Source organism: Mycobacterium sp. pW045 (assembly GCF_041287085.1).
Lineage (GTDB): Bacteria > Actinomycetota > Actinomycetes > Mycobacteriales > Mycobacteriaceae > Mycobacterium > Mycobacterium algericum_A.
Genome location: NZ_JBGGKU010000012.1, coordinates 37,241 through 57,473, shown reverse-complemented (window position 1 = coordinate 57,473; position 20,233 = coordinate 37,241). Strand labels below are relative to the sequence as shown.

The 20,233-nt window shown below is 70.1% G+C and carries 23 protein-coding genes; 16 read left to right on the top strand and 7 right to left on the bottom strand.

The features are described from left to right. Nucleotides 1-30: 30 nt before the first annotated feature. Nucleotides 31-588 (top strand): TetR/AcrR family transcriptional regulator, encoded by a 558-nt coding sequence (locus ACAG20_RS18455; protein ID WP_370493607.1) that lies wholly within the window; start codon nucleotides 31-33, stop codon nucleotides 586-588. A gap of 28 nt (nucleotides 589-616) precedes the next feature. Here ACAG20_RS18455 and serS read toward each other — a convergent pair whose 3' ends face one another. Next, the gene (gene serS / locus ACAG20_RS18450) at nucleotides 617-1,882 is read right to left on the bottom strand and encodes a serine--tRNA ligase (RefSeq protein ID WP_370493606.1); all 1,266 of its coding nucleotides are present in this window, start codon (nucleotides 1,880-1,882) and stop codon (nucleotides 617-619) included. A 93-nt stretch (nucleotides 1,883-1,975) separates the two neighbouring features. Between serS and ACAG20_RS18445 the strand changes: the two genes are divergently transcribed. Genes ACAG20_RS18445 through ACAG20_RS18435 form a run of 3 tightly spaced genes read left to right on the top strand, consistent with a single transcriptional unit; the run spans nucleotide 1,976 to nucleotide 3,680 of the window. After that, nucleotides 1,976-3,085, top strand: coding sequence for a septum formation family protein (locus ACAG20_RS18445; RefSeq protein ID WP_370493605.1), 1,110 nt, complete (start codon nucleotides 1,976-1,978; stop codon nucleotides 3,083-3,085). Continuing rightward, nucleotides 3,082-3,432: a metallopeptidase family protein gene (locus tag ACAG20_RS18440; RefSeq protein WP_370493604.1), complete on the top strand. Its 351-nt coding sequence runs from the start codon at nucleotides 3,082-3,084 to the stop codon at nucleotides 3,430-3,432. Before ACAG20_RS18445 ends, ACAG20_RS18440 begins: the two co-directional genes overlap by 4 nt. A 59-nt stretch (nucleotides 3,433-3,491) precedes the next feature. Beyond that, complete coding sequence (locus ACAG20_RS18435) at nucleotides 3,492-3,680, top strand: hypothetical protein (RefSeq protein ID WP_370493603.1); 189 nt, start codon at nucleotides 3,492-3,494, stop codon at nucleotides 3,678-3,680. 81 nt (nucleotides 3,681-3,761) lie between these two features. Here the strand turns inward: ACAG20_RS18435 and ACAG20_RS18430 are convergent, their stop codons facing one another. Both ACAG20_RS18430 and pheA read right to left on the bottom strand, forming a co-directional pair. Beyond that, nucleotides 3,762-4,451 (bottom strand): histidine phosphatase family protein, encoded by a 690-nt coding sequence (locus ACAG20_RS18430; protein ID WP_370493602.1) that lies wholly within the window; start codon nucleotides 4,449-4,451, stop codon nucleotides 3,762-3,764. Beyond that, complete coding sequence (gene pheA / locus ACAG20_RS18425; RefSeq protein ID WP_370493601.1) at nucleotides 4,448-5,323, bottom strand: prephenate dehydratase; 876 nt, start codon at nucleotides 5,321-5,323, stop codon at nucleotides 4,448-4,450. Before pheA ends, ACAG20_RS18430 begins: the two co-directional genes overlap by 4 nt. 136 nt (nucleotides 5,324-5,459) lie before the next feature. On the opposite strand from pheA, the gene ACAG20_RS18420 reads away from it, so the two are divergent. Further along, complete coding sequence (locus ACAG20_RS18420) at nucleotides 5,460-6,278, top strand: DUF2470 domain-containing protein (protein ID WP_370493600.1); 819 nt, start codon at nucleotides 5,460-5,462, stop codon at nucleotides 6,276-6,278. A gap of 73 nt (nucleotides 6,279-6,351) precedes the next feature. Then, nucleotides 6,352-7,104 (top strand): CPBP family intramembrane glutamic endopeptidase, encoded by a 753-nt coding sequence (locus tag ACAG20_RS18415; protein WP_112686061.1) that lies wholly within the window; start codon nucleotides 6,352-6,354, stop codon nucleotides 7,102-7,104. 7 nt (nucleotides 7,105-7,111) lie between these two features. Here ACAG20_RS18415 and ACAG20_RS18410 read toward each other — a convergent pair whose 3' ends face one another. Together ACAG20_RS18410 and ACAG20_RS18405 are read right to left on the bottom strand one after the other, a co-directional pair. Continuing rightward, nucleotides 7,112-9,367: a cellulase family glycosylhydrolase gene (locus ACAG20_RS18410; RefSeq protein ID WP_370493599.1), complete on the bottom strand. Its 2,256-nt coding sequence runs from the start codon at nucleotides 9,365-9,367 to the stop codon at nucleotides 7,112-7,114. A 197-nt stretch (nucleotides 9,368-9,564) separates the two neighbouring features. Continuing rightward, on the bottom strand, nucleotides 9,565-10,266 hold the full coding sequence (locus tag ACAG20_RS18405) for a DUF1275 family protein (RefSeq protein ID WP_370493656.1): 702 nt from the start codon (nucleotides 10,264-10,266) through the stop codon (nucleotides 9,565-9,567). A gap of 400 nt (nucleotides 10,267-10,666) precedes the next feature. On the opposite strand from ACAG20_RS18405, the gene ACAG20_RS18400 reads away from it, so the two are divergent. Continuing rightward, the gene (locus ACAG20_RS18400; protein WP_370493598.1) at nucleotides 10,667-11,854 is read left to right on the top strand and encodes an LCP family protein; all 1,188 of its coding nucleotides are present in this window, start codon (nucleotides 10,667-10,669) and stop codon (nucleotides 11,852-11,854) included. 128 nt (nucleotides 11,855-11,982) lie between these two features. Then, the gene (locus ACAG20_RS18395; protein ID WP_112689435.1) at nucleotides 11,983-12,522 is read left to right on the top strand and encodes a ferritin; all 540 of its coding nucleotides are present in this window, start codon (nucleotides 11,983-11,985) and stop codon (nucleotides 12,520-12,522) included. A gap of 20 nt (nucleotides 12,523-12,542) precedes the next feature. Here the strand turns inward: ACAG20_RS18395 and ACAG20_RS18390 are convergent, their stop codons facing one another. Both ACAG20_RS18390 and ACAG20_RS18385 read right to left on the bottom strand, forming a co-directional pair. Then, a complete protein-coding gene (locus ACAG20_RS18390; RefSeq protein ID WP_112689437.1) occupies nucleotides 12,543-13,358 on the bottom strand; it encodes a glycerophosphodiester phosphodiesterase in 816 nt (271 codons plus the stop codon). A 4-nt stretch (nucleotides 13,359-13,362) separates the two neighbouring features. Further along, the gene (locus ACAG20_RS18385) at nucleotides 13,363-14,454 is read right to left on the bottom strand and encodes a DUF4328 domain-containing protein (RefSeq protein ID WP_370493597.1); all 1,092 of its coding nucleotides are present in this window, start codon (nucleotides 14,452-14,454) and stop codon (nucleotides 13,363-13,365) included. A 437-nt stretch (nucleotides 14,455-14,891) separates the two neighbouring features. On the opposite strand from ACAG20_RS18385, the gene ACAG20_RS18380 reads away from it, so the two are divergent. The 8 genes from ACAG20_RS18380 (at nucleotide 14,892) to ACAG20_RS18345 (ending at nucleotide 20,226) form a co-directional block, all read left to right on the top strand. Then, nucleotides 14,892-15,050: a hypothetical protein gene (locus tag ACAG20_RS18380; RefSeq protein ID WP_165825120.1), complete on the top strand. Its 159-nt coding sequence runs from the start codon at nucleotides 14,892-14,894 to the stop codon at nucleotides 15,048-15,050. Nucleotides 15,051-15,239: 189 nt separating this feature from the next. Beyond that, nucleotides 15,240-15,860 (top strand): superoxide dismutase, encoded by a 621-nt coding sequence (locus ACAG20_RS18375; RefSeq protein WP_112689291.1) that lies wholly within the window; start codon nucleotides 15,240-15,242, stop codon nucleotides 15,858-15,860. Nucleotides 15,861-16,041: 181 nt separating this feature from the next. Next, complete coding sequence (locus tag ACAG20_RS18370; RefSeq protein ID WP_112689293.1) at nucleotides 16,042-16,578, top strand: peptidase; 537 nt, start codon at nucleotides 16,042-16,044, stop codon at nucleotides 16,576-16,578. A gap of 101 nt (nucleotides 16,579-16,679) precedes the next feature. Beyond that, the gene (locus tag ACAG20_RS18365; RefSeq protein WP_370493596.1) at nucleotides 16,680-17,369 is read left to right on the top strand and encodes a TMEM165/GDT1 family protein; all 690 of its coding nucleotides are present in this window, start codon (nucleotides 16,680-16,682) and stop codon (nucleotides 17,367-17,369) included. A 338-nt stretch (nucleotides 17,370-17,707) separates the two neighbouring features. Next, the gene (locus ACAG20_RS18360) at nucleotides 17,708-18,106 is read left to right on the top strand and encodes a helix-turn-helix transcriptional regulator (RefSeq protein WP_112689297.1); all 399 of its coding nucleotides are present in this window, start codon (nucleotides 17,708-17,710) and stop codon (nucleotides 18,104-18,106) included. Between the two features lie 64 nt (nucleotides 18,107-18,170). Then, the gene (locus tag ACAG20_RS18355; RefSeq protein WP_370493595.1) at nucleotides 18,171-18,839 is read left to right on the top strand and encodes a DUF6474 family protein; all 669 of its coding nucleotides are present in this window, start codon (nucleotides 18,171-18,173) and stop codon (nucleotides 18,837-18,839) included. 212 nt (nucleotides 18,840-19,051) lie between these two features. Then, a complete protein-coding gene (locus ACAG20_RS18350) occupies nucleotides 19,052-19,684 on the top strand; it encodes a YcnI family protein (RefSeq protein WP_370493594.1) in 633 nt (210 codons plus the stop codon). Beyond that, nucleotides 19,681-20,226 carry a copper resistance protein CopC gene (locus ACAG20_RS18345; RefSeq protein WP_370493593.1) on the top strand — a complete coding sequence of 182 codons (546 nt, stop codon included), beginning with the start codon at nucleotides 19,681-19,683 and terminating at the stop codon, nucleotides 20,224-20,226. Before ACAG20_RS18350 ends, ACAG20_RS18345 begins: the two co-directional genes overlap by 4 nt. The last annotated feature ends 7 nt before the right edge of the window (nucleotides 20,227-20,233 follow it).

The following is a 20,233-nucleotide window of genomic DNA, read 5'->3' as shown; positions in this document are numbered from 1 at the left end:
CGATGGCCCGGCGGGCCGGGAGGTATTGCGGTGACGAAGACGGTGGCGCCGCGGCGTTTCGCGCGGGACCGGGTGCTCGACGCCGCACAGGCACTGTTCACCGAGCATGGGGTGAGCGGCACGACATTGCAGATGATCGCCGACCGGCTCGGCGTGAACAAGTCGGCGGTCTATTACCAGTTCCACTCCAAGGACGACATCGTCGTCGCCGTCTTCCGGCCGGTGTTCGAGGACATCGCCCGGGTCGTCAAGATCGCCGAGGCGATCCCGTCCCCGCAGGTGCAGCGCGAGGCCACCATCAGCGGCCTCATCGAACTGGCCGTCCGGCACCGCCGCACCACCGCCCTGGTCCACGCCGACCCCGCCGTCGCGGGGGTCGTCGAGGCCATCGGGGAGTTCCGCGACGCCTCGCGCCGGCTGCAGGCGATCCTGGCCGGGCCGGATCCCGCTCCGGCCACCCTCGTCACGATCGCCGTCCTGCTGCCCGGGATTCTCGGCGCGGCCGCCGATCCCACGGTGGCCGACATCCCCAACGACGAGCTCCACCGGATGCTGCTGGACTGCTCCCGCCGACTGTTCACCGGCTGAGCGTCGGCCGCTATCGGCTGAACCCGCGCTATCGCTGGCGCGCCGGCTCGAGCAGCTCGGCACCGACATAGGGCACCAGTGCCGCCGGCACCCGCACGCTGCCGTCGGGCCGCTGGTGGTTCTCCAGGATCGCGACCAACCACCGAGTGGTGGCCAGCGTGCCGTTCAACGTCGCCGCGGTCTGCGGCTTGCCGTTGTCGTCGCGGTAGCGGGTGGCCAGCCGGCGCGCCTGGAAGGTCGTGCAATTCGACGTCGAGGTCAGCTCCCGATAGGTGCCCTGCGACGGCACCCAGGCCTCGCAGTCGAACTTGCGCGCGGCCGACGAGCCGAGATCGCCGGCGGCGACGTCGATCACCCGGTAGGGCACCTCGATGCGGGCCAGCATTTCGCGCTGCCAGCCGAGCAACCGATCGTGTTCGGCCTCGGCCTCGGCGGGCCGGCAGTAGACGAACGCCTCGACTTTGTCGAACTGGTGCACCCGGATGATGCCGCGGGTGTCCTTGCCGTAGCTGCCGGCCTCCCGGCGAAAACACGACGACCACCCCGCGTAGCGCAGCGGCCCACCGGACAGATCCAGGATCTCGTCGGCGTGGTAGCCGGCCAGCGGCACCTCGGAGGTGCCGACCAGGTAGAGGTCATCGGCCTCGAGCCGGTACACCTCCTCGGCGTGCGCACCGAGAAACCCGGTGCCGGACATGATCTCGGGCCGCACCAGCGCGGGGGTGATCATCGGCGTGAAACCGTTCTCGACCGCCAGCCGCAGCGCCAACTGCAGCAGGCCCAGCTGCAGCAGTGCCCCCGCGCCGGTCAGGAAGTAGAACCGTGACCCGGACACCTTGGCGCCGCGGCCCATGTCGATCAAGCCCAGCGCCTCACCGAGCTCCAGATGGTCGCGCGGGTTGTCGATCGCCGGCGGCTCACCGACCACGTCGAGCACCGTGTAGTCGTCCACCCCGCCGGCGGGCACCCCGTCGATGACGACGTTGGGAATCGCCATGTGCGCTCCGGTGAACGTCGCCTCCGCCTCGGCCTGGGCGGCTTCGGCGGCCTTGACCTGCTCGGCCAGCTCCTTGGCCCGGGCCAGCAACACCGGACGCTCCTCGGGCGACGCCGCGCCGACCGACCGGCTGGCCGCCTTCTGTTCGGCGCGCATGGTGTCGGCCGCCGAGATTGCGGTGCGCCGTGCGGTGTCGGCGGCCAGCAGGGCGTCCACCAGGGCCGGATCCTCGCCACGGCCCAGCTGGGAGCGGCGGACACGGTCGGGGTCTTCACGCAGCAGGGTCAGGTCGATCACGGCGCAACCCTACAACCAGGGCCAGCCCGGTCCGCGGCCATCACTTTCGCATCATTTGTCACGTGCGGCTGTCTGCCTGTCAGAATGGACCGGATGTCGAAGGCAGCCGACCAGGAAAATCCACCCGCCAAGCGGGTGTCGTGGCGGCGCACGCTGCAGGCGACCGCAACCCGCCGCACCCTGCTGTTGACCGCGCTGGGCGGGCTGCTGATCGCCGGGCTGGTCACCGTGGTTCCGGTGCTGGACGAGGGGCACGGCGGGCTGCTCGGCCAGTTGAGGGCCGAGCCGCCATCCGGTGCGAGCGGCAAGGGCCCCGGGCCCGGGCTGGGGATGGGTATCGGCAAGGGCAATGAGGCGATCGACCGCGCGGTAGCCGGCGACTGCCTGAACTGGCCGGAGGACGACCTGGACGGCGCGACGGTGGTCAGCTGTGCCGAGGAGCACAAGTTCGAGGTCGCCGGGCCGGTGGACATGAAGATGTTCCCCGGCGCCGAGTACGGCCCGGAGGCCCCGCCACCGTCCACGGCCCGCATCGAGCAGATCACCCAGGAGCAGTGCGAGTCCTCGGTGCGCCGCTACCTCGGCCCGAAGTTCGACCCGCACAGCAAGTTCGTCGCCAGCATGCTGTGGGCCGGCGAGCGGGCCTGGCGCCAGCATGGTGAGCGCCGAATGCTGTGTGGCCTGCAGCTTCCCGGCGTGGGCGGCCAGCAGATCGCCTTCACCGGCAAGGTCGCCGACATCGACCAGTCCAAGATCTGGCCGCCGGGCACCTGCCTGGGCATCGACCCGGCCACCAACCAGCCCAACGACGTTCCGGTGGACTGCGCCGCACCCCACACCAAAGAGGTCACCGGCACCGTCAATCTGGCGGAGCGGTTCCCCGACGGCCTGCCTCCCGAACCCGAGCAGGACGCGTTCATCAAGGAGACCTGCACCCGGCTCACCGATGCCTTCCTGGCGCCGGTGCAGTTGCGCGACACGACGCTGACGCTGACCTACGCCACCATCTCCCTGCCCAGCTGGTCGGCGGGCAGCCGCGAGGTGGCGTGCAGCCTCGGCGCCACGCTGGGCAACGGCGGCTGGGCGGCCCTGATCAACAGTGCCCGCGGACCGCTGCTGATCAACGGCCAGCCCCCGGTGCCGCCGCCGTCGATTCCCGCGGAGCGGCTGAACCAATTGCCCGCCGGTAGCCAGCCGCGGTGAGTGTGCAGATGGACCCGCGCCGGTTCGACGACCTCGTCTCCGACGCGCTGGATCTGATTCCCGCCGAGCTGGCCGCCGCCTTCGACAATGTCGTCATCCTGGTGGAGGGCCGCAACGCCGAGGAGCCCGACCTGCTCGGGCTCTACGAAGGGGTGGCGCTGACCGAGCGGGACTCCAGTTACGCCGGGTCGCTGCCGGACACCATCACGATCTACCGGGACGCGCTGCTGGAGATGTGCGGCTCCGATGACGAGGTCGTCGAGGAGGTGCGGATCACCGTGATCCACGAGATCGCCCACCACTTCGGCATCGACGACGACCGGCTGCACGAACTCGGCTGGGGTTGAACAGCGGGGCCGCGGCGCGGCAGAACGATGCTGTCGGCAGGCAGTGCTATGAACGACCCATGGATGACCACTGCCGAGCCTGCCGGGCGGGGCTGGAGCACTGCCACGGCACGCTCATCCACCACGTGCTGTACACCGCCGAGTGCACCGAGGACGGCTGCCCCGGCGAGCTGATGGCGCATTCGTTCGCGGTCGACTGCGAGGCGGTCGGCTGCCGCTGCGCCGAGGTCCACGCGCTGGCGATCTGACCCAACGCGGCGACCCTCCCCCGCAAGCGGGAGGTGCCCCCAGGCGCCCGGCTCCGCAAGCTCCGCCGCGCTTGCGATCGCCTAGCCCATCGGGTCGGTGTCGGAGCGCAGCGCGTCGCCGACCGGGTCGGCATCGGGTTCGGGATAGAACGGCGGCGTCAGTGAGCCCCACTGCACACAGCTCCACCGGCCGTCGGTGATCGGCGACAGCACCACCGCCTCGGCGTTGTCGAGGTGGTGATCCAGCGCGAAGCTGCGGTCCACACCCGCCAGCGTGGCGGCCGCCAGCCGGATCGCCGCGCCATGGCTGACCACGACGATGTCTCCGGTCCAGTCGTCGTCGTCGAGGTAACGCATCCGCAGCTCGGTGACGACGGGCAGGTACCGGTCCAGCACCTGCTCGGCGGTCTCGCCGCCGGGCAACGCGACGCCGGTCTCCCCGCTGTGCCAGCGTTGATAGATCGCGTTGAACTCGGCGATCGCGTCGTCGTCGTTGCGGTTCTCCAGATGACCGGCCTGCACCTCGTGAATTCCTTCGATGGCGCGGGCGGTCACGCCGAAAGGTCCACTGACCTCGACGGCGGTCTGGGCAGCGCGCAGCGCCACCGAATGGGCGACCAGCGCGGGACGGTGCAGACCGTTGCCGGCGAACGCCCGGGCCTGATCCCGGCCCAACGGCGTCAGCTCGGACCCGGGCGGGCGGGTGTCGAGCCGACGGTCGACGTTGCCGTAGGACTGACCGTGCCGCAGCAGCACCAGCCGGCCGCTCATGTCTTCGCCTCCACTCCGTCGCACCGCCCGGCGGGCCAGGAGCCCAGGTACCGCACGTCGGCGCAGCTGCCACGCAGCGCCTGCAGCGCCGCCTCGACGGCGGGATCGTCGATGTGGCCCACCGCGTCCAGGAAGAACCGGTAGGTGCCCAGCTCGGTGCGCGTCGGACGCGACTCGATCCGGGTCAGATCGATTCCGCGGCTGCCGAATTCGGTCAGCGCGGCAGCCAGGGCGCCGGGCGCGTTGTCCAGCCGCAGCACCACCGATGTCCGGTCGGCGCCGGTGCGTCGCGGCGGCGGTGCGGGCGTGCCCACCAGCACGAAGCGGGTCCGCGCGTTGGGCTCGTCGATGACACCGTCGGCCAGCGTGACCAGCCCGCGCTGCTGCGCGGCCAGCGCGGTACTCACGCCGGCATCTGCCTCTCCGTCGCAGACCTGTTGCGCGGCAGCGGCATTGGAGTTCGCCGGCACGATGTTGGCCTGCCGGAGGTGCTCGGCCAACCAGCGCCGCACCTGGGAGCCGGCCACCGGGTGGGCGGCCACCGTGCGGATGTCGGCGGGCGCCCGCCCCGGCGCCACCACGATCGAGAACGCGACTTCGAGGGTGGTCTCGGCGAAAATCTGCAGCGGCGAGCCGACCGCGAGGCCATCCAGGGTGGGCGTCACACCGCCCTCGATCGAATTCTCGATCGGCACGCAGGCGTACTCGGTGGCGCCGGTACGCACCGCGTCCAGCGCGGCCGGGGTGGTCTCGGCCGGCACGGCGCGATGGTCGTGATGGCCACAGCCGGGAACCAATCCGGCGCCGGTCAACGCGAGCAGCGCCGCTTCGGTGAAGGTCCCCGCCGGGCCGAGATAGCTGATGCGGGTCACCGCTCAACCCTATCGGCCGCGGCGATTCGGGGCGGCCGCTCCCGGGCGCGGCGCTACGCAGGAATCCACGAAACGGTTGCGCCGGACCCGACGGTTAATTAAGTTAGGCTTACCTCACTTACGGAAAGGGTGATCGATGGCCACCACCACAGCGGTAACCGTCCCGACGTCCGCGGAGCGGATCCGCAGCGCCTGCGTCCGCGGCCAGGCACTGCTGGCGATCGCCGACTCCGCCGGCGCCGCGCCGGTCAACGCACCGGTGTGCCAGCTGTTGCCGGACGGGTCCATGGTGGTGGCGGTTCCCGTCGGCGATCCGGTCGCCGAGGCTGCCGCCACCGGGGTGGCGGCGATGCTGGAGCTGACCGACCACGCACCGCTACGGCTGCGCGAACGGGTCCGCGCGCTGGCGTGGATTCGCGGCCGACTGGTGACCGTCCCCGAGCCCGAGATCCCCGCCCTGCTCGACCGCATCGCCGCGGTCAACCCCAACCCGGCGCTGCTGCAGGTGATCTCCCCGCGTTCGACGGCCCGGCCCTCCGAGCCCGCGGCCCCCACCGACGTCAGCTACGCGCTGCTGCGGCTCACCCCGGACTCGGCGGTGCTGGCCGATGCCACGGGGGCCGAGGCGGTCGCCGTCGATGAGCTGCTGGCGGCCCGCCCCGACCCGTTCTGCGCGATCGAGGCGCACTGGCTGCAGCACCTGGATTCGGCGCACCCCGAACTGATCGCCCGGCTGGCCACCACCAAGTTGCCGCCGCAACTGCGCCGCGGCCGGCCCCGCCCGCTCGCGGTGGACCGCCACGGGATGTGGCTGCGAGTGGAGGCCGCCGATGGTGACCACGACGTGCGGCTGAGCTTCCCGCGGCCGGTCGAGGACGTACTGAGCCTGAACCGGGCGGTGCGCGCACTGCTGGGCTGCCCGTTCCTCAACGGACTGCAGCCCCGTCGCCCGTAGCGGGGATTGCGAGCGCGGCGAAGCGGCGCGAAGCAGGTTCCCGCCATCGATCCAGCGGTTATACCGTGTCGGGGTGACCGAGCCGGCGGACCAGCGACGCGCACTGCGCCTGGAAGTCGCCGTGGTGCTGGCGGTCACCTTCGGGCTCAGCGCCGTCACCGCGATTCTGCAACTCACCGACGCGGTGCTGCGCGACCTCAGCGCCCAGCGGATCCCGCTGAACCCGCGCCGGTCGTACTTCGACTTCATCGACTTCGGCCTCAACGCGGCCTGGGCCGCACAGCTGTTCGCCTGGGGTGCCCTGGCGCTGTATCTGTTGTGGCGCAGCGGCTACCGGCCGGGGTGTATCGGGCTGGACCGGTTGCCCCGCCGCACTGATCTGGCCGGCGCCCTCGGGCTGGCCGCCCTGATCGGGCTGCCCGGAGTGGGCCTGTATCTGCTGGCGCGGACGCTGGGTCTCAACGCCGACGTCATCCCCGCGGCGGTCGACGACACCTGGTGGCGCGCCCCCATGCTGATCGTGATCGCTTTCGCCAACGGCTTCGCCGAAGAGGTGATCGTCGTCGGCTACCTGCTGACCCGGCTGCGGCAGCTGCGGGTGCCCCCGGCGGTGGCGCTGGCCGGGTCGGCGCTACTGCGCGGCGCCTATCACCTCTATCAGGGGTTCGGCGCGGGGCTGGGCAACGTCGCGATGGGTCTGGTGTTCGGCTACGCCTGGCAGCGCACCGGCCGGCTGTGGCCGCTGGTCCTGGCCCACGGCCTGATCGACACCGTCGCCTTCGTCGGGTACTCGCTGTTCGCTGATCAGCTGGGCTGGCTGCACTGATACTTCGCTACCCGGCGGCGGCGGGGCTGACGGTGACGGTGATGGTGCCGGCCCCGGCGACCGATTCGATCACCAGCACCGAGGCGTTGTCCGCCGACACCACCTCGCCGCCGGTGACGCTGACCTGGTAGCCGTCCGGGAACTGGATCTCCGGGATCGAGATCCGAGTCTCCGACCCGGCGCCGAAGCTGCCCGAGCCGTCGGCCATCGCCGTGGAGTAGCTGAACGAGAAGACGCCGCCGGTGAACGACCAGCTGTTCGGAACGCCGGCGATCACCTGCGGGTACGGCTGGGCCAGCGTCGCCACCACGGCCTCGTCGACGTTGTCGCCGACCGGCGGCAGGTTGGTGTCGTGCACCAGCGAGCCCGCCTCGTTGGTGTAGCCCCAGTACAGCCAGCCGAACTTGTGCGGGTCGATCGAGTTCAGCTGACTGGCGATGGTGTCGAGGTTGCGGGTGGCGCCGAACTCGGTGACCATTCCCGGGACGTCGTAGCGGTCGATGTAGTGCTGGGCGCCGCTCATCATCATCCCGTCCCACAGCGAGCAGCCGAACGCGCCGCCACCGCCCAGGGCGTCGAAGATGCAGTAGTCGTGGAACGCGAACACGGTGTTGTCGTCGTCGACGGGGCCGATGTTGGTCACCGCGGTTGCGTTGCCGAACAGCACATTCGGCTCGTAGTACACCGTGGTGTTCGGGTCGACCGACCGGATCGCCGAGGTCACCTGGTCGTAGAACGGGGTCAGCGTCTCGCGGTCGAAGTGGGCGTTGCCGAGGAAGCTGCCCAGCCACGGGGTACCGGGCCACGGCTCGTTCATGATCTCGTAGCCGGCGACGCCCGGCGTACCGCCCAGGTGGTCGGCGACCTGCTGCCACATCCGGGAGTAATGGTTCAGCAGCCCGACGCCGTCGACTTTCTCGTTGGCCCAGAAGGCATCCCAAGCCTGGTTCTGCGCGGGGTTGAGGGCGTAGGCGAACGGGAACGGCTGGCTGGCGTCGTTGTCGCCCGGGTTGAATAGCGTCGCCCAGTCCGGTGCGCCGTGGCCACCGATCTGCACGTTGTAGAGGTCCTGGTGCATATCGATGACGCTGACGATGCCGTGCGCCTTGAGCGTCTCGATGGTCTCCTTCACCGAGTCGAGGTAGGCCCAGTTGTACTCCCCGGGCTGCGGCTCGATCTCCGACCAGTAGACCCCCAGCCGCACCGCGGTGAAGCCGTTGGCGGCCAGGAACGCCGCGTCGTCGTCGCCGAAGCCGTTGCCGCCGGGCGAGAGTGGCGGCGACTTGTACACCTGGTTGACACCCTGCAGGATGACCACCCGGCCGTCCTGGTCGACGATCCAGTTACCGGCGGTGGCCAGTTCGGCCGGGCCCCGCGCCGGGGCGCCGTCCAGCGTGCCGAAGTTGCCGACCGCGCCGTGGGTGCCCAGCGCTCCGGCGAGGCCACCGGCCCCGCCCAGGCCGGGCAGATCGCCCGGCCCGTGGTAGACGCCGTTGCCGGCGTTGCCGCCGTCGCCGCCGCCGCCGAACCAGATCGAGCCGTTGCCGCCGTCGCCGCCGTTGCCGCCGATGTGGGTGCCGTCGCCGCCGTCGCCACCGACCCCGCCGACGCCCAGCGCCCATCCTCTGCCCAGACCACCGTCGCCGCCGTTGCCACCGATCAGCCCGTCGCCACCGGAGCCGCCGGCGCCCCCGACACCCATGTACCAGCCGCCGGCCCCGCCGACACCACCGGCGCCGCCCTCGCCCCCGGCGCCGCCGGCGCCGCCGTTGCCGAAGAACCCGGCCGCACCACCTGCGCCACCGACGCCGTTGGCCGCGCTGTTGTCCCAGCCGGCCCCGCCGTCACCGAACAACCAGCCGCCCGCACCACCGGCGGCGGACTCCGCCGTGCCGGCCGTGCCGTCGCCGATCATCAGACCCAGCCCGAACGCTGCACTGAGCTGGTTCAGCCCGTCGACGACCGGCGCCATCCAGGCGCTGCTGACCAAGCCATCGATACCGGTGTACAGCGGGGTGTAGACCCAGTCGTGCATCAACGCCGTCAGGTCCGGGGCGAACAGGCTCGGCTCCGCGGCTGCCGCGCCGGGCAGCAGCCCATCGAAGTCCGGCTGCCCGAAGAACGCCTCCCACGACGCCGGATCGAAGACCGCGGCCCAGTCCGTCCCGCCGGTGGCCTCACCGATCAACGGCGCCGATGCCAGCTCGAACGCGTCGTCGAAGCTCTCGGCGGAGGCGACCGGTACCGCGGCCGGGGCTGTCACGCCGAACGCCAGCAAGGCCCCCGCTGCGGTACCCAGACCGACAACCCGACGATTCCGCTTCGGCCTGGGCTCGCGAGTCATCCTGGGTAGACCTCTTTCCGCGATGGTGGCCGAAACGGGCGCGTTCAACATAACAAGTTGATGGGAATAGCGCTAACGCCACCTGAGAAAACGTGAGGCCCGAGTTTGGGTGCGACTTATTGGAACAGCTGACGACGGTCGGCGTAGAAAAAGGTGTACACGGTGGTCAGCGCGCAGATCAGGCTGGCGATCGCCAGCATGTAGGTACCACCGGCGACCATCCCGATAGCCCCACCGATCCCGGCGCCGAGCACGAAAAACCCGAACAGCAGAAAGTAGCCCAGCCAGGCGGTGATCTCGTCGACGCCGAGGAGGTGCCGCGCGATGCCCTGGCCCATCTTCACCAGCGTGCCGGTCACATAACTCAGCGGGATCGACACCTCGCCCTTCTTGTCGATGAAGGTTGCGTTCAACGCGCCGATGCCGAACGTCATCAGGACGATCGGGAAGAATGGCAGCGGAAGCTCCGGTCCGCCGAGCAGGAACCCGTCCAGCAGCGTGGCGAGTACCAGTGCCAGCGTAGTCAATACCGTGGTGGAATGCGGTCGGGTCGGCCAGAAGTAGCGCCGGCACAGCGACGCGCTGATCACGCCCGCCACGAAGGCCACCAGCAGCAACGCCGCCGAGAGCGCGAGCCAGGGCGATGACGCGGCCCAGTCGTCCTCGGCGTAGTAGCCCATCACCGCGCGCTGCGCGTTGCCGGTCATGAAGGTGACGAAGTAGCCGGCGGAGTGGGTGAACGCCGTAGCACCCAGCAGCCCCGCCAAACCAGCCAGGACCCAGGACAATTTCGTCTCGCTGTCATAGACCTGGCGGATGCGCAGTTTGGCGGTGGCAGGCGAGTCGGTGCGTTGCTCGCCAGTGCTTTCATCGGGCACCGGGGTGTTTCCTTCCGTCCATATCGGATGTGTTCGCTGCCGTCGCGCTCGGCGTGAAAGCGGCCGTCACCAACCGGAGGCGGAATCAGCTCCGGGCCAGCAGGAATCGGGAAGGATCGACACACCGGGCTCGATGCCGATCCGTTCAGCTCGCGGTCCTTTCGTGGTCGGCGGGCTGTCGTCGATCCGGGTCGGCATCGACGGGTGGGTAAAACCATCGTCCGGGCGCGGACCGGCCCTCGCCAATGGTGTTTGTCACCCATTCGGGGGCGTTTTTTCGTGTAGCCGCCACGCGACGGCGAGGGCCGCCGCGCAGATCCCGAGTGCGTAGATTGGCCTGGTGAACGGCGATCGCAGACCCGGCGGGCCGGGGCGGTCCTGGCAGCGGCAACCGCCGCCCCCGCCACCGCGCGAGCCGCCGCCGCTGCTGCACCGCCACCCCCCGCCCGGGCCTCCGGCACCGCTTCGTGCGGCACCCCAGCGCCCGGCACCACAGCGCGCGGCACCGCCCCAGCGTCCGGCGCCGCCGGTGACGCGACAGCCGCCGGCACCACCCCGGCCGGCACGCCGACGACGGCGCTCGTGGCCGCGGCGGCTGGCCGTGCTCGCCATGCTGGTGGTGCTGCTCGGCATCGCCGGCCTGGTCGGCGGCGCCGCCTGGCTCGACACCGCGCTGCAACGTGCCGCGGTGTTCACCGGCTACCCCGACCGTCCGGAGCAAGGCCGCGGTACCACCTGGCTGCTCGTCGGTTCCGACAGTCGTGCCGAACTCAGCGCCGCACAGCAGCAGCAGTTGACCACCGGCGGCGACGTCGGCAACGGCCGCACCGACACGATGCTGCTCATCCACCTACCGGCGACGGGTTCCACGCCCACCACGGTGGTGTCCATCCCGCGCGACTCGTATGTGCCCATTCCCGGCTATGGCTACGACAAGATCAACGCCGCGTTCGCGCTGGGGGGAGCACCGCTGCTGGCCCGCACCGTCGAGCAGACCACCGGCCTGCGGCTGGACCACTACATCGAGATCGGGTTCGGCGGCTTCGCCACGCTCGTCGACGCCCTGGGCGGGGTCGTGCTGTGCCCGGACGAGCCGATCGACGACCCGCTGGCCGGGCTGAACCTGCCGGCCGGCTGCCAAAAGCTGGCCGGCGAGGCCGCACTGGGCTACGTGCGCAGCCGCGCCACACCGCGCGCCGACCTGGACCGGATGGACCACCAGCGACTGTTTCTGTCCGCGCTGCTGGCCCGCGTCACCGACCCGACCGTCTGGCTCAACCCACTGCGCTGGTACACCGTGCCGAACGCCGCCGTGCACGCGATGACCGTCGACGCCGGCGCCGGCGTCCTGGACCTGGCCGCACTCGGCTGGGCGCTGCGCGGTCCCACCACGATGCTGACCGTTCCCGTCGGCGAGTTCACTTATACCGAGGCCGGCGAGGTGGTGGTGTGGGACCACCAGCAGGCCGCACGGCTATTCGATGAGTTGAGCCGTGACGCACCGCCGACAATGGGAGCCGATAATTGAAGTACATTCGAAATTATCGGCAGCCGCTAACGTGATATCAGGCAATCCTATCTTTACTTAGGCAAAGCTGCCCTGAGTAAGGTGTACCTTGGATGCAAACCGGGTCTGACCTCGGTATTATCGGATTCATGTCCGAGATTGATAACCACACGTCGAAATTCCACGCGCTGCTCCAGGAGCAGATCTACCACGAATTCACCGCCGCGCAGCAATACGTCGCCGTCGCCGTATATTTTGACGGTGGGGATTTCCCGCAATTGGCGAAGTTCTTTTATGCCCAGGCCGTCGAGGAACGCCGTCACGCGATGATGATGGTGCAGTACCTGCTCGACCGCGCCGTCAACGTCGAGATCCCGGGCACGGACGCGGTGCGCAACCGCTTCGACGCCCCCCGCGACGCGCTCGCCCTCGTGCTCGACCAAGAGCGCACCGTCACCGAACAGATCAGCAGGCTGACCAGTGCCGCCCGTGACGAAGGTGACCACCTCGGCGAGCAGTTCATGCAGTGGTTCCTGCGTGAGCAGGTCGAGGAGGTCGCCGTGATGACCCGGTTGCTGCGGGTCGCCGACCGCGCCGGGCACAACCTGTTCGACCTGGAGAACTTCATCGCCCGCGAGATCGGCACCGTGGCGCCGGAGGCCGGCGCGCCGCGGGCCGCCGGCGGGTAACCGTCTCCGCCCCCCGCTGATCAGCCCGCCCGCAACCGCGCCTTGGTTCGGGCGGGCTGATTCGTGGCGATCCATGCGACGCCGACATCCCGGCAGAAGTCGACGTCCTCGTCGCGATCGACGGTCCAGCAGTACAACGAGCGACCACGCGCCGCCGCATGGTCCACCAACTCCGGGTTCTCGCGCAGCGTCGCGATGGACGGGCCGATGGCGGTGGCCCCGACCGTGGTCGCGGCGCCGCCGCGCAGGTACCGGGCCGCCGAACCCAGCAGCACCGTCGGCAGCATCGGCGCCGCCCGCCGAACCCGCCACACCGCCGCCGCCGAGAACGACATGACCACCGCGCGGGAACGGGTCGCCGAGGCCGGCGAGGCGATCCCGAATCGGTCCAGCAGGACCAGGAGCTCGCGTTCGACCAACGCGCCGTAACGCACCGGATGCTTGGTCTCGATGAAGATCTTCACCGGCCGGTGCCAGTCCAGGACCATCGCCACCAGCGCCTCGAGCGTGAGCAGACCGGCACCCCGGGGGGTCGCGGCCTCGAGAGACCCGTCCGGGCGGCCGTCGTGCCAGGCCCCGTAGTCGAAGTTCTGCAATTGCGCCAGCGTCATCTCACTGACCAAACCGGCGCCGGTGGACGTCCGATTCACCCGCCGGTCGTGCACGCAGACCAGATGACCGTCGCGAGTCAGCCGCACATCGCATTCGACGCCGTCGGCTCCCTCCTGCAGCGCCAGATCGTACGCGGCCAGCGTGTGTTCCGGACGATCGAACGAAGCGCCCCGGTGCGCGACCACGAAGGGATGCTCCGCCACCACATCGTCGGCCGCTGCCATGGGCTTATGCTGCCGGTTCCCGCCCACCGGACCCGACAGCGACGGCCGGTGTCGCAGCGGTTTCCGGCTCCGCTGGCGGGCCGCCCTGCGCCGCGCGTCCCGACGGCGCCGGATCCTGACCATCGGGCACTACCACCCAGTGGTGGGCGGGCCGGCCCATCGACCGCTGCTCGAATCCCTCGACCACCCGGGCCGCCGCCACCACCGCGGCCAGGCCGAGCAGATAGGCGACCACCGTGGCCACCATGTTGTCGGCGATACCCTGCGCGTCGTCGGCCCAGCTGGTGGCCGTGGCGAACAGCGCCGCGGCGGTGGCCACCGCCCACACCACCCACCAGAGAACGACCGGTTTGCGCAGCCGGGCCAGCCGGTCCTCCCGCCCGGCCAGCTCCAGCACGTAGACCGGGGCCCAGGCCAGGTTGACCAGCGGCACCAGGCAGCCGGCCCACAGCGCCCAGGCCGGGCGCGACTCGGGCAGCTGCAGCCGGGCGAACGCCGCCTCCCGGCGCGCCAGCAGCCAGCGGGTCAGCACCAGAGCGCAGTGGACGACCGCCGCGATCGCGGCGAGACCGGCCAGCCTGCCCAACCACACCGCGCCCTCGGCGATCACTGGGTGCAGCAACCTGGTGCGGTTGACGATCATCAGCACGTAGATCAGCGCATGCACCAGCGCGGCGATGCCCAGCGCGGCGATCGCGCCGCCCAGCGCCTTCTCCAACGATCGCGTCGGCGGTGCCACCCGCCCCTGCGGTTTGTGCTGTGCCACAGTCGGAGTCGGCGCACCCATCAGAGTCCAGCGCGGCATCACCGGGTAACGCGGGGTGGGGCCCAGCGGTCGCCGTCGACGACGCTGTGGGGGCGGCGGGCCCGGCCGTACCGCGATCCAGCGGTAGCCCGTGCCCAGCCGGGGCGGCGACTCGGAAGGCGCCACCGACTGCTCGGACGGCGCCGGGGGCCCGGGCTGGGCCCACTGCAACTCCGCCTCCTGCGCCGGTGACAGCGGCGCCCACAGCGCGCCGTTGCAGCGCGGGCACCACGCCCGCCGCCGATCGCGCACGTTCCACCGCGTGCCGCAGCGGGAGCACACCTGGATCACCGCACCAGCGTAGCGGCGATCGCAAGGCCGACGGTGCCGGCCGCCGCGGGTCGCCCAGCCCGGCCGTGCACCCCTCCCAGCTACACCGAGCTATCCACAGTTTCCACAGGTTTATCCACACGCGGGCCGGGGGTAGACACGCCCGATGAGGTGCTTTTTGCGCCTCTACGAACGGCCCACTGTGGATAAGGTGGGGCCGCCGATGTGAGCTGATTAACAGCTCCGAGCGAAATCCCTCGATTAACTAAGCAGCTGCCGGCGCCGGCCGACCGCTCGCCGCCTGGGCGCATCGCTGCAGGCGAGACGGGTTGTACCGGGCAGATTTTTCCACCGGCATACCGAGACGCTATGATCACCGTCACAGAACCGTTGTGATGCGTCTCACGGGTTGGGGCGCACCGTGAACATGGGGGCAGAGGAATGTCGAGGGCAGGGGAATGACGGCACGTCCGGTCGGACCCGGGCCGGTCGCCACGGCGACCGGCTGGCACGCTGGATCGCCCACCTACAAGCGCGGCTACCTACTGGCGTCGCTGCGCGCGGGCGTGATCGCACTGGTGTTGTTGACCGTCCTGCTGGCGATCGTTCTGATCTGAGCGCTGTTCCCGGCATCGCCGCGCGGCCCATTGTTGCAGTACTCCCGCCGTTGGAGCAGTGTTGATCGAGGTGGTCCCACCACATCGCGACCGCGGTAGGCGGTGGGGTGCCGCCAGAGCGTCAACGCAAGTCGACAATGATCAACGGTGATCGACACCGGATCAGTACCGATCGAAGGAAGGAACCCCGTGGCCGACTACACCTTGCCGGACTTGGACTGGGATTACGGAGCCCTTGAGCCGCACATCTCGGGCCAGATCAACGAATTGCACCACAGCAAGCACCACGCCGCCTACGTCTCCGGCGCCAACAGTGCCCTGGAGAAGCTCGCCGAAGCCCGCGCCAAGGACGACCACGGCTCGATCTTTTTGAACGAGAAGAACCTGGCGTTCCACCTCGGCGGGCACGTCAACCACTCGATCTGGTGGAAGAACCTGTCCCCCAACGGCGGTGACAAGCCCACCGGTGAACTGGCCGCGGCCATCGATGATGCCTTCGGGTCGTTCGACAAGTTCCGCGCGCAGTTCACCGCGGCCGCCAACGGTCTGCAGGGCTCGGGCTGGGCGGTGCTGGGTTACGACACCCTCGGCGGCAAACTGCTGACCTTCCAGCTCTACGACCAGCAGGCCAACGTGCCGCTGGGCATCATCCCGCTGCTGCAGGTCGACATGTGGGAGCACGCTTTCTACCTGCAGTACAAGAACGTCAAGGCCGACTACGTCAAGGCGTTCTGGAACGTCGTCAACTGGGCCGACGTCCAGTCCCGGTTCGCGGCCGCCACCTCCAAGACCTCGGGTCTGATCTTTTAGCCGCAGCGCAGCTGGGGGCGTCGCGCCGTTGGTGCGGCGCCCCCGCTTCGTTTTGTTCATCGATTCGTTATCGCCCGCGTCGCCGTGTCCGCTTGCGCGCGTTCCTCTGCTGTCGCATGCTGCCAGGCAACCCACCCGCTGAAATGCGAGCACACGAGCCAAATGTCGCGGAGGGTGTGCGATGGAGACGACAGGGTCCGGCCGGGCGATCGAAGTCGCCCCGTTCCATTCCCACGGCGAACTGCACGGATTCGTGGTCTTCGGCCGCTGGCCGGATTCGACCAAGGAATGGGCGCAGTTGCTCAGCATCGCGGTCCGGGTGGCTTCGATGCCCGGACTGCTGCCCACCACAACGGTGTTCGGCACCCGAGAGGAACTCCCCGACAATCCGGGTCCGGGCACCGTTGGGTTGCTGCTGGCCGAAGGCACCGTGGCCGGCGAATCCGCGATCGCACCGGGGTATTTCGCCGACCGCCAGCCCTCGGCGCTGCTGATGTTGCACCCGCCTTCAGAGACCATCCCCTCGCTACCGGAGTGCCGGGGCGCGGCATCGGGATGCGTGCTGCTGCCCGGGCTGCCCTATCTGGGTCTGGAACACCGGGCGGCTTGGGTCGAAGCCGAATCCGACGGCACGGTCACCTCCATGGTGAGCCGGGTCGGCGTCGACCCGGTCAGCCACCCTGATACCGCGATTCTGGCCATGCTCCTTGCCGCATAAGGCATTTCGAATCGTCGGATCCGGGTCGCCGAAACCCCGGGCGACGCTGGCGGCCGGGCCGATGAGTCACTAGCCTCGCAGCTGACGAAAGGCCCTCTCGCATGCTCGCTGCCATGCTGATCAGCCTGGGAGTGGTGTTCCTGGCCGAGCTCGGCGACAAGTCGCAGCTGATCACCATGACCTACGCGCTCCGGCACCGGTGGTGGGTGGTGCTGAGCGGTGTGGCCATCGCCGCGTTCGCGGTCCATGGCATCTCGGTGGCGGTGGGGCACTTTTTGGGGCTGACATTGCCGACCCGCCCCATCGCCGCCGTGGCCGGGGTGGCGTTCATCGGCTTCGGGGTATGGACGTGGCGGGAGGGCACCAGCGCCGCATCCGGGCACACCACCGTCCGCGAGCCGCGGTTCGTGCTGTTCGCTGTGGTGTCCTCGGTGCTGCTGGCAGAACTCGGCGACAAGACCATGTTGGCGACGGTCGCACTGGCCAGTGACCGCGACTGGCTGGGGGTGTGGCTCGGTGCCACGGCGGGCATGGTGCTGGCCGACGCGGTCGCGATCGCCGTCGGAACGGTGTTGCACCGTCAACTGCCCGAGCCCCTGCTGCACGGCGCGGCCGGCGTGCTGTTCGGCGGGTTCGGCCTGTGGATGCTCCTCGACGAGGCGCTGGGGTGGCGTCCGGTGGCCGTCGGCGCGGTGGCCGGCTTGGTGGCGGTGGTCTCCGCGGCGGCGCTTCGGCGGGTCGTCATGCGGCGACGCGAACCCGCCGACGGCGACCGACGCACGGCCCGGTAGCAAATCCCGCCACCGGGTCAGCGCGTGGTGCTGACTTCACTTCGCCGGACGGGCGTCCGGGGCCGAGGAACGTCGACCGATCCCCTACCGGGCCGGGACAGCAGGGCAAGACGGCGCATTTGTGCTTGGTACGCCACGGAAATCCGGCTGCGGGCGGCGGTGCCGTCGGCGAACGCACCACGCGACGGTGCGGTGAATATCAAGATCGGATTCGCTGCGGAATCACCCTTGGTTGTGTGGGTATCTATGGCTACGATGATCAGCAAATCATCAGACGTGACGGCTCCCCCCTCGCCGAGCGCCTGTCGACCACTTGCCGCCCCTTGGAGGTCCTATAGATGAGCGCGACTTTCGCTGTCCGCTTGAACCGCCTTTTCGATGTGGTCTATCCCCCCGGCCGGGGACCGCACACGTCCGCCGAGGTGATCGCGGCGCTCAAGGCGGAAGGCATCACCATGTCGGCTCCCTATCTGTCCCAGCTGCGCTCGGGAAACCGGACGAACCCGTCGATGGCCACCATGGCCGCACTGGCCAATTTCTTCCGGATCAAACCCGCGTTCTTCACCGACGACGACTACTACGCCAAGCTCGACGCCGAGTTGACGTGGCTGGACAGTCTCCGTGATGCCGGGGTGCGACGAATCGCCACCCATGCCGTCGGACTCTCGCCGGAGGCCCAGGAGGATGTCCTGGCCCGCATTGATGAGCTGCGCCGCAAGGAGCACCTCAGCGCCTGAGGGGCCGGCACCGTGATTAGGGTGGCTTGATCGGTTCCAGCGAGACACTCCGGAGGCGGCTGCGATGGGTCTGTTCAGAAAACGCAAGAGCCGCGCGACCCGGCGCGCGGAGGCACGCGCCCTGAAGGCCGCGGCCAAACTCGAGGCGCGACTGGCCGCCAAGGGTGAGGCCAAGCGCTTCAAGGCCGCCCAGCGCGCGGAAGCCCGCACGCTCAAAGCGCAGCTCAAGGCCGAACGGGACCGGGACCGCGCCGCGCTCAAGGCGGCCGAGAGTCAGCTCAAGGCGGCCCGCGAGGGCAAGCTGCTGTCGCCGGCCCGGATTCGCCGGACTTTGACGGTGAGCAGGATGCTGGCGCCCATCGTTGTCCCGCTGGTATATCGGGCCGCCATGGCGGTCCGGGGCTTGATCGATGAGCAACGGGCCGAGCGGCTCGGGGTGCCACTGGCGCGCATCGGCGCGTTCTCCGGATCAGGAAAAAACGAAGCCCGGTTGTCAGCGCGGATCGCCGGAGCGGAAAGGACACTGCGCATGGTTGCCGACCGCAAACCCAAGGACTCCGAGACCCGGCAGTTCGTCGCGGCGATCACCGAACGGTTGGGTGATCTCGCCACGGCGGTGACCGCCATCGAGACCATGCCGGTCGATCGGCGCCGGGCCGCCTCGGCGTCGATCAGCGACCAGCTCGACGGCATCGACGCCGATCTGATGGCGCGACTGGGGCTGCCCTCATGAGCCCGGCGGTTCAGCGAGGCTCGACGGAGGAGAGGCGAAGCTGGAACCGCCGCACGAGCACCGCGATTCAGCGAGGCTCGACGGAGGAGAGGCGAAGCTGGAACCGCCGCACGAGCACCGCGGTTCAGCGAGGCTCGACGGAGGAGAGGCGAAGCTGGAACCGCCGCACGGGCACCGGGGTCCGCGCGTGGGCGTTGTCGGCGGCGATCGCCGTGGTCTCGTTCGCCGGCGCCGCACCGGCCTGGGCACATGTGCACGCCAGCAGCCCGGGCGCCGTGCGCGGCGGTGTCGCAATGGTGACCTTCGAGGTCCCCAATGAGTCACCGACCGGTTCTGCCACCACCGAACTCACCGTGACGCTGCCCGACGTGGCCTCGGCGCGCACCGAGACCCAACCGGGCTGGACGGCCCGGCTGGACCGCGATGCCGAGACCGGAGCGGTGCGATCGGTCACCTGGACGGCCACCGCCGGTGGGATCGGCGCCGATCAGTTCGGCCTGTTCCGGATCGCGATGAAGCTACCCGACGCCGAATCGGTGGACTTCCCCTCCGCGCAGCGGTACGCCGACGGCACGGTGGTGCGCTGGGATCAGCCGCCCCCGCCCGGCGGCGGCGAGGCGGAACGCCCGGTGCCCACCCTGCAGTTGGCGGCCGGTCCGGCGTCGGCACCCGAGCACCACGCACAGCACCCGCCACCGGCCGTCTCGGCCGGACCGGCGCAGACCGCCCCGGCCGAGGACGATACGGCCGGCCGCGCAGACAACCCGGCCCGACTGCTCGGCGGCGCCGCGCTGCTGGTCGCCGCGGTGGCCGCCACCCTCGCACTGGGCCGGCGCCGGGCATGAGGGGGCTCGGGGGCCGCGCGCTGGCGGGGATGGTCGCGCTGATCATGCTGTTTCCGCCGCTGGCGGTCCCAGGGGTGGCCGCCGCGCACGCAGTGCTGGTGTCGGCGGACCCGGCCAGCGGTGCCGAGCTCACGCGCGGGCCGGAACGCGTTAGCGCCACCTTCAACGAACAACTGCAGACCACCTTCGCCGCCATGACCGTGGTCGGGCCCGACGGGCGGCTGTGGTCCACCGGTGAAACGCAGGTTCGCGGTGCGGTCGCCAGCGTCGCGGTCCGTCCCCTCGGGCCGGCCGGCACGTACACCGTCAACTACCGCGTCACCTCCGCCGACGGTCATGTGGTGTCCGGTTCGTGGCCGTTCCGGCTGACGGTGGCCGGCAACGGCGAACCCGGCCCGGCCGTCACCGACCACGCCGACGCGCCGGCGCCGGTCCCCCGCCGCGATGCGGACGCCGGGGATGACCTGCCGATTTGGCCGTTCGTTGCCGGGGCGGTGGCGCTCGTCGCAGCTGGTCTGTGGCTGAATCGGCCGCGATCCTGACCGCTGT